Below are 12,661 nucleotides of genomic sequence, written 5' to 3' on the forward strand. Positions count from 1 at the left end.
ATGCCGATAAACCAGTGAACATCGCTGATAAAAGTAAGAGAATCGCCGATAAACCAGTGAACATCGCTGATAAAAGTAAGAGAATCGCCGATAAACCAGTGAACATCGCTGATAAAAGTAAGAGAATCGCCGATAAACCAGTGAACATCGCTGATAAAAGTAAGAGGATCGCTGATAAACCCGCGAACATCGCTGATAAAAGATCAGAAATCGCTGATAAACTCACGAAAATCGCTGATAAAAATCAGTCACATGAAAGGAGCAAAGCAATGACATACAAAGGTTGGTTGTTGCCACCTTCATTACGAGATTTTCATGAAGGACGTATTTGGTTAAAGGAGCATGCCCCATTTTCTAAGGAAGATATCGAGAAATCAATCAATCTTCAATACTTCCATATAATAGAAGGGATTCAAAAAGAGCCACATCTAAAATGCAATCGTTGCCATAATGAGCATCCTCAGCAATTTACAACGTTTGCTTGTTCAAAGTGCCAGCAGCAATGTGTATATTGTAGACATTGTCTGAATATGGGCAGAGTGAGCAGTTGTACGCAATTAATGATTTGGACAGGTCCTCGCGCAATTAGGACAGGAAAGCATTCACTCAATTGGACGGGGCAATTTACAGTGCTTCAACAGCAGGCGGCAAATGAAATGCTAGAAAGTGTTAAAGCACAACGTTCCCACCTTATTCATGCAGTATGTGGGGCAGGAAAAACAGAGCTACTTTTCCCGACTGTACATTATGCGTTAGAGCAGGGCTTACGGGTATGTATCGCTACTCCACGTACAGATGTAGTGCTAGAGTTATATCCTCGCTTTCAAACAGTTTTCCCGCAAACGATGATCCATGCTTTATATGGTGGTTCACCAAAACAGGTTGGTTATGCCCAACTTGTGTTGGCGACAACTCATCAACTGTATCGGTTTGAGCGGGCGTTTGACGTCATGATTGTTGATGAAGCTGATGCATTTCCCTATACATTTGATGAAACCTTACAAAGCGCTGTGCAAAAGGCAAAAACGGCAAACGCACCAATAATGTTGGTCACAGCAACACCTTCGCATAAATTACTGACTCAGTACCAAAATGAAAGCTATTCATTTATCCCAAAGCGCTATCATAACCGTCCATTACCGGTCCCTCGATTTCATTCTCTATGGAGCTATGAAAAAAGCATAAAACGGGGAAAGATCCCGCGAAAGCTAAAGCAATGGACAGAGGAACGCCTTGTACGAAAAGAGCCTTTTCTATTATTTTTCCCGACAGTAGAGTTAATGAAAATAGCTACGCCTCTTTTTCAGTTATTAGATGGAAGCATCATGGCGGTGCACGCTGAAGATCCCGATCGTAAAGAAAAAGTGCTTAAACTACGCCATGAAGAAGTTCCAGGTTTACTGACAACCACCATATTAGAAAGAGGAATTACGATAAAAAACGTACAGGTTGCAGTTATTGGGGCAGAATCAACCATTTTTACTTCAAGTGCACTTATACAAATCGCCGGTCGAGTTGGACGAAATGCTGATTTTGCAGATGGAGACGTTGTATTTTTTCATCATGGTATTACGATTGAAATGGATGATGCGCGTACCAAAATTCTTTATTATAATAAGAAAGGATTTTCACAATGAATAAAATTGAAACACTTTGCTTATTATGCTCACAGCCTTTGCAATCAGCAATCTCATGGAAACTACTTTTAACAAAACAATTTCAACCAACCATCTGTGATAGGTGCTCAGCTCGATTTGAATATTCCTCAACAGCAACAGCACTTTACCAATATAACGATGCGATGAAAGATTATTTACATCAATATAAATTTCTTCAGGATGTCGCACTTGCTAAAGTATTTCGGCAGGAGCTACATGCACGCTTCAAACATGAAAAAGCAACCATTATACCGATCCCAATGCATCCTACTAAACAAAGGGAGCGTACCTTTTCGCATACGGAAGAGCTATTAAAGGCTGCTACTATTCCTTTTATGCAACTTTTAGAAAAGACAACGACAGAAACGCAAAGCTCTAAAAATAGAGAGCAGCGTATCCATGCAGCTTCTCTGTTCCATTTGATGGCTGGAGCACATGTAGAACATAAAGAATATCTTCTTTTTGACGATATAAAAACGACAGGAACTACTTTACAGCATGCCACCGAGATTTTAATGAATGCGGGTGCTAGAAATATCAAAAGCTTCACACTAATTAATGGATGAAAATGCTAATGCATTGTGTATAATAGATTACGAGTAAATAAGATTCGTATCTAGCAGTTATATGTAAGAGGAGGAAGAGTGATGGCAGAGGTTCGTAATTGTCCGAAATGTAATGAGTTTTTTAATTATATAGGGGTCAGAGAAGTATGTCATAAGTGTGCTCAATCTGAAGAGGACTTATATCAAATCGTTTATCGCTTTTTGCGTAAACGTGAAAACCGTGCTGCGACAGTAGAACGTATTGTTGAAGCAACTGGAGCTGAAGAGGAGTTATTGTATAAATGGGTACGCAAGGGGCGCTTACAGACTGCGATGTTCCCTAATCTAGGTTATCCATGTGATAACTGTGGTCATCTAACGACAAAAGGCAAGCTATGTACAAAATGTCAGGATGAATTAAAGTCGGAGCTACGTACATTTGAAGCGGCGAAGGAGTTCCGTGAGAGTGTTGCAGAACGTGATCGTGTAACATACCACGCAGAACGAAAACGCTAACTTATTTCAGCGAGTGTCCAAACACCCGCTGAAATAGAGGAACTCAGTCTAAGAACGCCACGTCCTGTGGCAACGGCTGAGTGACCAACATCACGTTGGCCCAAATCCTCCGGCGGATGTCACGGAATCGGAAAGGAGTTCAATTTAGGATGTTAGCCTAAAATCATCGCATCCATGCGATAACGGCTAACTGACCTGCATCACGCAGGCCTAAGTACAAAGCCGATTCCGGACGCATTGTTTATCTGCGCGAAAGCGAAGCGACAGCAACAATTATGCCGAGGCATAATTGCTAAGCCTAAAGTGTGTTAATTTTAAATAAAATTAGCACACTTTTTTATATTTGAAAACTTAACATTATGTGAGACAATCCGAAATAATAGGAAGATAAGCTTTTTAGATAGGGGGTTATTAAATGAAAATTACATCTTATGGGATTAATGCAGTGAACGCCTATAAAAATCAGGTGCGCGATGTAAAATCAAGCGCTAATAAGGCATCTTTTGCAGATAAAATCGAAATTTCAAAAACTGCACAGGAGATGCAAGGAGTTTCAACATACAGCACAGAGCGTGCAGAACGCGTACAACAACTAAAAAAAGATATCAATTCAGGTGAATACAAAGTGGACGCTCGCAAAGTTGCAGAAGATATGCTGAAATATTATCGTTTCTAAGGAATATCAGAAAGGGTGCTTAGCAAAATGTCTACAGAAGCGATCTGTTCTACATTAACAAAGTTAGAAAGAATGCATAAAAGCTTACTTGAACTAGCCATTAAAAAAACTGAAATCATTACTGCTGGGAATATCGAAGCACTGGACCAAATGCTCAAGGATGAGCAGGCGCATATAGCGGCCATCGATAAGCTCGAGCAACAGCGTCAGAAACAGGTAACGGACTACCTTGAAGCAAAAGGACTTGCTTCAACTGACAAAGCAACTGTCGCTGATGTCATCGAGGCTGCTGAACAACAGACTGAAAAAGACACGCTCTCAGCAGTGCGCAATCGATTATTGCAGATCATCAACGACTTAAAAAACCAAAACGATTTAAATCAAAAACTCGTGTTCCAATCACTACAATTTGTCAATCTGACATTGGGTTCCTTACGACCTCAGACCGAGCAAATGAACTACTCTGGTAATGAGATACGCGGAACGAATAAGGTTGCTAAAAAATCATTTTTTGATTCTCAAGCATAGCTTCTTGCGCCCATGCAAGAAATTTTGCTTGTGCTTGGAATTATAAACGTAAATAAAAAGGAGGAAAAAAAATGCGCTCAACATTTATGGGCTTAGAAGCAAGTAAACGAGGTTTATTTACACAACAAACAGCTTTATACACAACTGGACATAATATTTCCAATGCCAATACATTAGGTTACTCTCGCCAACGGGTAAATATGCAAGCGACTCCTGGTTTTCCAACAGCAGGCTTAAATCAGCCTGTCTATCCAGGGCATCTTGGAACTGGGGTTGAAGCTGGATCAATTCAACGTATTCGTGATGAATTTATTGATCGACAATATCGCCAAGAAACAAATAAACTTGGCTATTGGGATTCCAGAACAAAGGCCATCTCTCAAATGGAAGATATTGTTAATGAACCTTCTGAATTTGGTTTGGATAAGGCATTTGAACAGTTCTGGAAAGGGCTTCAAGATGTTGGGAACAAGCCAACAGATGCGGCATCACGTAAGGTTGCCATTGGCCGTGCAGAGCACTTAGCAGAATCCTTTAACTATCTTGATAAACAATTAAAAATGATTCAAGGTAATCTTGGGAACGAACTTGATGTATCTACTACGCAAATTAACACGATTATAAAGCAAATTGCGGCAGTTAATAAACAAATTACAGAGGTTGAACCAAGCGGGCATGTACCGAATGACTTGTACGATGTGCGTGATGTTTTAGTCGATAAGCTAAATGAATATATCCCGGTGTCTATCGAGCGTATTCCTTCAGGTGGTCTTGCATCTGAAGTTGCTGAAGGTAGTTTAAAAATTACATATAAGGGCGCTGATGGTGTTGTCAGAGATTTAGTAGATGGAAAAGATTTTGCTCAATTCACTGCAATGGGAACTAAAGGTAGTAAGGTGACAGGAGATGACATTACAAATGTATTCTCTGAATTGCAGCTAACAGGGATTGAATCTTTAGATGCTCATGAAGCGGGGACTGTGAGTAGCTCACAAACTACGATTGAACAAAAGGACTTTGAAGCTTCAAAAGGAAAATTGCTATCCCTAATTAATTCCTACGGCTATCAGAGTGCAAGTGGTGTTAAGGGCTACTATCCTGAGACATTAGAAAAAATAGACCAGTTAGCCAATGCTTTTATTAAAGAATTTAACGACCTGCATGCCAAAGGCTATACATTAGAAGAAAAAGGTTCAAATACTTCTTCTAAAGGAGGAGCGTTCTTTGTAGGTACTGGTGCAGGTGGTATTAAACTTAATGAAGAAATTAAAGAAAACCCAAACCTTATAGCTGCATCTTCAGAGCAAACCGAAGAAGGGGACGGTAAGCATGCATATGAGCTTGCGAATATGCAACATAAATTATATGCATCAATTGGAAATGCGACTATGCAATCATTTTACCAAGGAATCGTCGGAAAAGTTGGTGTAGACGGTGAGGAAGCAATTCGTCTAGCTGCAACATCTGAATCTCAACGTCTGATGGTGTCAAATAGCCGTGATGCCGTAAGCTCTGTTTCATTGGACGAAGAGATGACAAATATGATTACCTTTCAGCAAGCGTATAATGCAAATGCACGTATGATTACCGTAGTTGATGAAACATTGGACAAAATTATTAACGGAATGGGCCGAGTTGGTCTATAGGAAAAAAATATTAAGCAATTTATGGAGAATAACTCTCCGACTTACAAGAAGGGAGTTTTTACAAAATGCGCGTAACACAATCAATGTTATCAGGTAACATGCTTAGAAATTTAAATAATAGCTATGGCAAAATGTCTAAACTTCAGGATCAACTTACCTCTGGCTCAAAAATTACTCGACCATCTGACGACCCTGTCATCGCAGTAAAAGGCATGGGCTACCGCCGCGATTTAGCAAAAGTAGAACAATACACTCGCAATATGATTACAGCAAATAGCTGGTTAGATTCTTCAGATGAATCTCTTAACCAGGTTGGCGAACAAATGAAGCGTGTCCGTGAGCTTGTTATTCAAGCTGCCAATGGTACAAACACGCCTGAGGATCGCGACAAAATAAAAAAAGAAATTGATCAAATTCGTCAGCAAATTCAGGATGTGGGTAATACGAATATTGATGGTAGCTACATATTCAGTGGAACAAATACAAATCAGCCATTATTTACACCAGTAGCGGGTGGTGGAAAGGAAATTAATCCAAACCTGAACGCTGCAGATAAAGGTGTAAATATAGAAATTTATGATGGTATTCAGATTCAGGTAAATACACCAGGTAAAGATTTATTTGAAAATATTAATGATATGATGGGGAAAATTTCTGATTTACTGGGGGATCCATCAAAAAATGGTGAAGAACTTGGAGATATGCTTGGAGGTGTTTCATCATCGAGTACAAATGATGATATCACAACAATGCATAATAAAATTCTTGAAGCACAGGCTGATATCGGTGCACGTCAAAATCGTGTAGAGATGATGGAAAATCGTCTTGGTATACGTGAGGTCAATGTAACGAAGCAACTAAGAGATAACGAGTCTGTTGATTATTCAAAAGCTATTACTGAAATGGTCACAAATGAATCAATTCATCAGGCTGCATTATCGGTGGGTGCTAAAATTATTCAACAAACATTAGTAGATTTTATTAGATAAAGAGGACTTATTTAATTTATATGAAGAAATTAGCAAGAGAAATATTAATCTATCCTACGACGAATGCGTTAAGGGCAGTAGCGAGCATTAGTTGACTTTATCAGATAATTATTCAAAAGCGTTTGGACATTTTGTTCAGACGCTTTTCTTGAAAGGAGAGGAGTAAATGAGACTCCCGCAAATTCAAATTCGTACGACCGATGCGCAAATTGATCTTGATATTTCCAAACCGAAGCAGTACATTAAACAACCGAGAGCAACACAACATATCGAACAGCCAGCTGCAATTCTCGAAATTAATACAACGCGTGGTGCACTTCGTATGGATTCTTCACAAGCAAGACGGGACTTAGGTTTAATAGGTCCACTTGAATCAAGTGCTAATTATGCACAAAAAGGTAAACAAGAGGTTCTACAAGGGATGGCGCGTAGAGCAAGAGAGGGACGTCAAATGATGGAAAGTGCCGGTAAAGACCAAGGACGTGCAACTATCCAAAATATCGCGAAACAAAATCATGGTCCCCATCGCGTACAATTTAACATTAAATTTGTGCCATCAATTGGCTCAGTCAAAATTGATTATACACCAGGTACAACTGATATTAATATTCAAAGAAGAGAACCAAAAATCGACGCAAAAGTGAACAAACCAATTCATGAATACACACCTGGAAAAGTAACTGGTACAATGGTACAAAGACCATCTGTTCAAACTGACGTAATTGTATAAAGGAGCACAATAACAATATGAAAATAGCAACCAAATTTTTAGGAGAAGTAGAGATAACGAACGAAGATGTTATAACATTTCCGGAAGGTATTCCAGGTTTTCCGGATGTTACTAAATTCGTGTTATTACCACTTGATCAGGACTTACCGCTTGCACTATTACAAGGTACTGAAAATCCTGAACTCGGTTTCATTGTCGCTTACCCATTTGTTTTCAAACCTGATTATGCATTTGATCTTTCAATGGAAGATAGCGGAGTTCTCGCTGTAGAACGTGAAGAGGACCTTGTTACATATTCAATCGTGACATTAAAAGAAAAGTTAAGTGAATCTACAATGAATCTACTTGCACCAGTTGTCATCAATATGAAGGAAAAAGTGGGTAAACAGATTGTGTTAAGTGACAGTAAGGCTTATCCGTTACGCTTTTCGCTGAGTGCCCTTGAAGGAAGTGTTAAATAATGCTCGTACTTTCAAGGAAAAAGAATGAATCTATTATGATAGGTGACCATATAGAAGTGAAAATTCTATCCGTTGATGGTGACCAAGTGAAGTTAGGTATTGTGGCTCCAAAATCAGTAACGGTTCATCGTTCAGAAGTGTTCGAGGCGATACAAGCACAAAACAAGGAAGCATTAAACGTAACGTCAAACTTATTAGAACAATTAAAGAAAAAATAATAATCTGAGCCTATGATCTCTTTTGAGTAATAGGCGTTTTTTGTCTTTAAAGATTTATTTTTCAAGAGCTCCTAGAAGATAAGAATTAGAAATTAATTTTTTTGATGGAAGGATTAGTTTAAAATATAGTAAATAAAATTTTTCTTGAAAATAAATAAAATTTAGCTAAAAACTATTAAACATTTCAATAAAGGAACGATATAGATAGTGTAAGGCAGTGGGAGTACATAATACGACCAAAGCCCACAGCATTCCACAAGGATGTGGGATGACAAAAAACATTCAAGGAGGAATTCCACATGAGAATTCAACATAACATTTCAGCTTTAAACACACATCGTAACCTTGGCTTCAACAACGCACAATCTGCGAAAAACCTTGAGAAATTATCTTCAGGTTACAAAATCAACCGTGCTGGCGATGACGCTGCTGGTTTAGCAATCTCAGAAAAAATGCGCGGACAAATTCGTGGTCTTGACATGGCAACTAAAAATGCTCAAGATTCAGTATCGTTAATCCAAACGGCTGAGGGTGCTCTTAACGAAACACACGCAATCCTACAACGTATGCGTGAACTAGCAGTACAATCTTCAAATGATACAAACGTAACTGGTGACCGTAAAGCACTTCAATTAGAAATTGAATCTTTATCAAAAGAAATCACTCGTATTTCTACTGATACTGAGTTCAATACTCAAAAGTTATTAAATGGTTCTTTTGGAGCAGCAATTGAAAATGCTGGATCAGCTACAGCAGATGGCGGTAAAGTATTCCATATTGGTGCAAACTCAGGTCAAAGTATCAATCTAAGTATTGGTAACATGGGTGCAACTTCACTAGGTGTTAATGCGCTTACAACTAGTGCAGCTGAGTTAGCAGCTAATGCAAGTAAAGGTGCTGGAATCAACATCACAACTCAAGCAAGTGCTGATAACTCAATCTCAATTATTGATAAAGCATTAACAAAAGTATCTGAAACACGTGCGTCTCTAGGTGCGGTACAAAACCGTTTAGAGCATACAATCAACAACTTAGGTACGACTTCTGAAAACTTAACAGCTGCAGAATCACGTATTCGTGACACTGACATGGCAAAAGAGATGATGAACTTTACGAAGAACAACATCTTAACGCAAGCTGCACAATCAATGCTTGCGCAAGCTAACCAACAACCACAAGGCGTTCTTCAATTATTACAATAATTGATAGCCTTAAGCCCTATTTCTCATTTGAGAAATAGGGTTTTTTTTGATGAAAGAAATGCTTGAAATGATATATTAGTTATTGATTATTTACGATTCAAGTCGATATAAAGCTAGAGGTGTAATTATGAAGAATCAATTTATTATTGAAACCATCGAAACGAAAACAGGGAATATGACATTGAAAGTTAATGACTACTTTATTCATAGTAAATACAATCCTATAATAGAAGCGCAGAAATTTGCAGAGACTCACTATGAGTCACATCATGTGCATATTTTATTTGGCTATGGTTTAGGCTATTTAGTAGATAGCCTAAAGGAACAATTGAAATTTGGTGAACCATTAATCGTCATTGATCCCTTATTTGATGATTCACATTTAGAAGTTCAAGCTAGACATAAAGACAATGAGTTTGATAAATTCTTATACAATAGCAAATCGGTTAATAAGTTAGAGTATATAATCGATACTATCAAAGGATTAGAGTTACAAAAAAACTTTAAAATTATATGCGCACCAAATTATGATAAATTATTTCCAGAAATGTATTTGCAAGTCTTAAAAACAGTAAAAGATATACAACAAAAAAACATGGTTAGTGAAAATACGATATATAGAGATTCAGAATTGTGGCAGAAAAACCTTAGTGAAAATCTTATATCTATATTTGAAGATAGAAATTTAAATAAATTACAACAAATATATTCTTGTCCAGTAATTATTGCCTCAGGTGGACCTTCTCTTACAAAACAATTACCATTATTAAAAGAAATTCAAGATAATGTTATTATTATAGCGGCAGGTTCTACAATTAATTCTTTATTAGCGTTTGGAATAGAACCTGACTATGTAGCTTCTATTGACGGTACAGAGGCAAGTTATAATCAATTTAAAGATTTAAATTTACAGAAAACTAAACTGATGTATACGATTTTTAGTAATCCAAAAATCAGAACGCAATTTAATAATTTGGGTTATGCGTTTACAGCTATTTCAGATGACTCAATTTATAACTATTTAAACAACAAATTAGATGTTAATTTACCTAAGATTGTGGGGGGAGGAAGTGTCGCACAGTACGCTTTTTCCATTGCTCAATATATATCTAGTGGTCCAATAGCGTTAATTGGACAAGATTTGGCATACACAGATAACCAAACGCACGCAGCTAATAATAAACAAACTAAGCGCATTGAAGAAAGCTGGAGGGTTAGTGACAATATGTTTGCAGTAGAAGGTTTTGATGGCGAGGATGTTTGGACAAGTACCTCGCTCTATTCTATGAAATTGACATTTGAGCAAATGATTGAAAATTATCCTTCTAATAATATTATTTTCAATTGTACTGAAGGCGGAGCAAGGTTAAATGGCTTTAAACAAAAAACTTTTAATGATTTTTTTGAACAATATATTCAAAAAGAACGTCCAAATAAAGAAATAGGGATTGAAAATCAAACCTATATAGTTGCACAAGATGAATGGAAGAATTTAAAAGAGATACTAGAAGGTGAGTTAAAAGAGTACGATCAAATAATCAAGCATTTAATAAAAGGCTTAAACACATTGGAAAGCAATAGATCTAATACAACTTTTAATAATAAGACGTTAAAAAAATTGGATAAAGTGGATAAGGAAGTTGCTGAACTATATTCAAAGGTGCAAATGGATTTCATTGTAGTCCCAATTACCTTAAGAGTGTTAAAAGGTTTCTTAGAGAAAGAAAATGAAACAACTACTGAAAAGTATACTAGAGTATATAATCAAACAAAGACTCTGTATGCAAAGCTTTTAGATGCAACAAGAAAGTCTAAATCATATACCGAAAATACAATCGAACGAATTGATAATGAAAAAATAATAAAAAGCGAGGAATAACAATGACAGAAATTTTAATGGATACGATTCAAAGTTTTAACGAATATTTACCAAGAGTAGCAAATGGGAGTCAAGAAATCGCTGGAAATTTAAGAAGTGATCAAATAGCCAATGCTTTAAAAATGATTTTAGAGTTTTCAGAAGGGATGTCATGGCTTGTAGAGGCGAGTGAACTCTTCGAAGCAAATGATGTAAAAGTAGCTGTACAAATTGCGAAAATTCAAGAGTTTTTACAGGAAATCAATGCGGGTCTTGAGATGCAGGATTACGTATTGGTAGCAGATATGTTTGAGTATGAAATTGCCCCTTTCTTTGAAGAAGCAGCATTAATTGAGGTACAATCAAATTAATGGACTGGCTTGTAGAACATGCAAAAGATGGCTCATATACGCTTCAATTGAATGATATTTATCTTTATAGTAAATATCGACCAAAGCAAGATGTAGAGAAATTTATTGAAAAAGAGTTAATCACTCAGTATAAACAATATATTTTATTTGGACTAGGCCTTGGTTATCATGCCGAGGCTCTTCTAAATAGTAGTCCAACTTCTACTATATACATTGTGCTTGCGGATAAGAAAGAACTAGAACTATGTAAAGTGTATGGTGCTGCACATATTTTAGACGATAAGCGAATCTGCATTATTGATAGTAAGGTCCATTTAACGAATATTTCATTGGATGAAACACAGCTGATTATTCCATTACAGTGGTTAAAGGCAATTGGTGCAAATCACCCGTTGTTTGTATCCTTAGAGAATATTAAAATAAGACAAATGTCCTTTCGAAATGTCGCCGGGATTATGCATGAAAATTTCTCAGCGAATCTAATGAATTCTCATTTCTTTATGCGAAGATTTGAAGAAATTGCAAAAGGTGGAAAATCTTTCTTAGTATCAGCAGGTCCATCGCTCAATCAAACGGTCAAATCATTGAAAGAAACAAATGACTTTTGCTTTGTTTTAGCAGTTGGATCGGCGCTAAAAACATTATTAAAAGAAGGCATTGTGCCAGATGCCGTCATTATTACAGACCCGACACACTTTGTACAGGAACAATTAGAGAATACTGCGTATAAGGGTTTACTATTTTATATGGCTACGGCAAATCATGGAATGACGAACATTCACAAAGGGAAAAAAGCTATTCTATTTCAAGAGGGTTATCCTTTGTCTGAAGAATTTGCAGCATCCAACGCAGTTCCTTTATTAGAAACTGGTGGATCGGTTGCAACTACAGGTTTTTCCCTTTTAGAATTCATGGGCTTTAAAACAGTATATTTATTCGGCCAAGATTTAGGCTTTAAAAATAATCAAACCCATGCGAATTTATCAACGTCCTCTAATATGTTTGAAACAAATATAAAGTTTCAGACAGTCCTTTCCAACAACGGAGACTACATTAATACATACAGTAATTTTAATGTTTTCCGTCGTTGGTTTGAACAAAAAGCAACAAATACATCTATGCAGATATTTAATACGGCGTGGGATGGTGCTAAAATAGAAGGTGTTCCTTACCTAAGTGCTGATGAGCTGAAAAAACAATTAGCAGATGCCCCGATTATGAATTATAAAGAGATTTTAGAGGGCATCGTATCAAGTAAATAAT

At 37.0% G+C, this 12,661-nt stretch carries 14 protein-coding genes; all 14 read left to right on the plus strand.

Annotated features, from left to right (window positions below; translation table 11 throughout):
- The first annotated feature begins 269 nt into the window (after positions 1-269).
- The 14 genes from ACIQ7T_RS18735 (at position 270) to ACIQ7T_RS18800 (ending at position 12,660) form a co-directional block, all read left to right on the plus strand.
- Positions 270-1,637: an ATP-dependent helicase ComFA gene (locus ACIQ7T_RS18735; RefSeq protein WP_402872606.1), complete on the plus strand. Its 1,368-nt coding sequence runs from the start codon at positions 270-272 to the stop codon at positions 1,635-1,637.
- Entirely contained in the window at positions 1,634-2,224 is a 591-nt protein-coding gene (locus tag ACIQ7T_RS18740; protein WP_402872416.1) for a ComF family protein, read from the plus strand. Before ACIQ7T_RS18735 ends, ACIQ7T_RS18740 begins: the two co-directional genes overlap by 4 nt.
- Positions 2,225-2,305: 81 nt before the next feature.
- Positions 2,306-2,719: a TIGR03826 family flagellar region protein gene (locus ACIQ7T_RS18745; RefSeq protein WP_402872419.1), complete on the plus strand. Its 414-nt coding sequence runs from the start codon at positions 2,306-2,308 to the stop codon at positions 2,717-2,719.
- Positions 2,720-3,134: 415 nt separating this feature from the next.
- Positions 3,135-3,395 (plus strand): flagellar biosynthesis anti-sigma factor FlgM, encoded by a 261-nt coding sequence (flgM, locus tag ACIQ7T_RS18750; protein ID WP_370078353.1) that lies wholly within the window; start codon positions 3,135-3,137, stop codon positions 3,393-3,395.
- Between the two features lie 27 nt (positions 3,396-3,422).
- Positions 3,423-3,923 (plus strand): flagellar protein FlgN, encoded by a 501-nt coding sequence (locus tag ACIQ7T_RS18755; protein ID WP_402872422.1) that lies wholly within the window; start codon positions 3,423-3,425, stop codon positions 3,921-3,923.
- A gap of 71 nt (positions 3,924-3,994) precedes the next feature.
- Positions 3,995-5,569 carry a flagellar hook-associated protein FlgK gene (gene flgK / locus ACIQ7T_RS18760; protein WP_402872425.1) on the plus strand — a complete coding sequence of 525 codons (1,575 nt, stop codon included), beginning with the start codon at positions 3,995-3,997 and terminating at the stop codon, positions 5,567-5,569.
- Between the two features lie 65 nt (positions 5,570-5,634).
- On the plus strand, positions 5,635-6,558 hold the full coding sequence (flgL, locus tag ACIQ7T_RS18765; protein ID WP_402872428.1) for a flagellar hook-associated protein FlgL: 924 nt from the start codon (positions 5,635-5,637) through the stop codon (positions 6,556-6,558).
- 166 nt (positions 6,559-6,724) lie between these two features.
- Positions 6,725-7,288, plus strand: coding sequence for a DUF6470 family protein (locus ACIQ7T_RS18770; RefSeq protein ID WP_402872431.1), 564 nt, complete (start codon positions 6,725-6,727; stop codon positions 7,286-7,288).
- A gap of 17 nt (positions 7,289-7,305) precedes the next feature.
- Positions 7,306-7,749 (plus strand): flagellar assembly protein FliW, encoded by a 444-nt coding sequence (gene fliW, locus ACIQ7T_RS18775; protein ID WP_402872434.1) that lies wholly within the window; start codon positions 7,306-7,308, stop codon positions 7,747-7,749.
- On the plus strand, positions 7,749-7,967 hold the full coding sequence (csrA, locus tag ACIQ7T_RS18780) for a carbon storage regulator CsrA (protein WP_402872437.1): 219 nt from the start codon (positions 7,749-7,751) through the stop codon (positions 7,965-7,967). Before fliW ends, csrA begins: the two co-directional genes overlap by 1 nt.
- Before the next feature lie 299 nt (positions 7,968-8,266).
- Entirely contained in the window at positions 8,267-9,169 is a 903-nt protein-coding gene (hag, locus tag ACIQ7T_RS18785; RefSeq protein WP_402872440.1) for a flagellin Hag, read from the plus strand.
- 127 nt (positions 9,170-9,296) lie between these two features.
- Complete coding sequence (locus ACIQ7T_RS18790; protein ID WP_402872443.1) at positions 9,297-11,048, plus strand: motility associated factor glycosyltransferase family protein; 1,752 nt, start codon at positions 9,297-9,299, stop codon at positions 11,046-11,048.
- A gap of 2 nt (positions 11,049-11,050) precedes the next feature.
- Complete coding sequence (locus tag ACIQ7T_RS18795; protein WP_402872446.1) at positions 11,051-11,398, plus strand: DUF8042 domain-containing protein; 348 nt, start codon at positions 11,051-11,053, stop codon at positions 11,396-11,398.
- A complete protein-coding gene (locus ACIQ7T_RS18800) occupies positions 11,398-12,660 on the plus strand; it encodes a motility associated factor glycosyltransferase family protein (protein WP_402872449.1) in 1,263 nt (420 codons plus the stop codon). Before ACIQ7T_RS18795 ends, ACIQ7T_RS18800 begins: the two co-directional genes overlap by 1 nt.
- Position 12,661: the final 1 nt, after the last annotated feature.

The sequence above is a fragment of the Lysinibacillus sp. NPDC096212 genome (assembly GCF_044763105.1).
Lineage (GTDB): Bacteria > Bacillota > Bacilli > Bacillales_A > Planococcaceae > Lysinibacillus.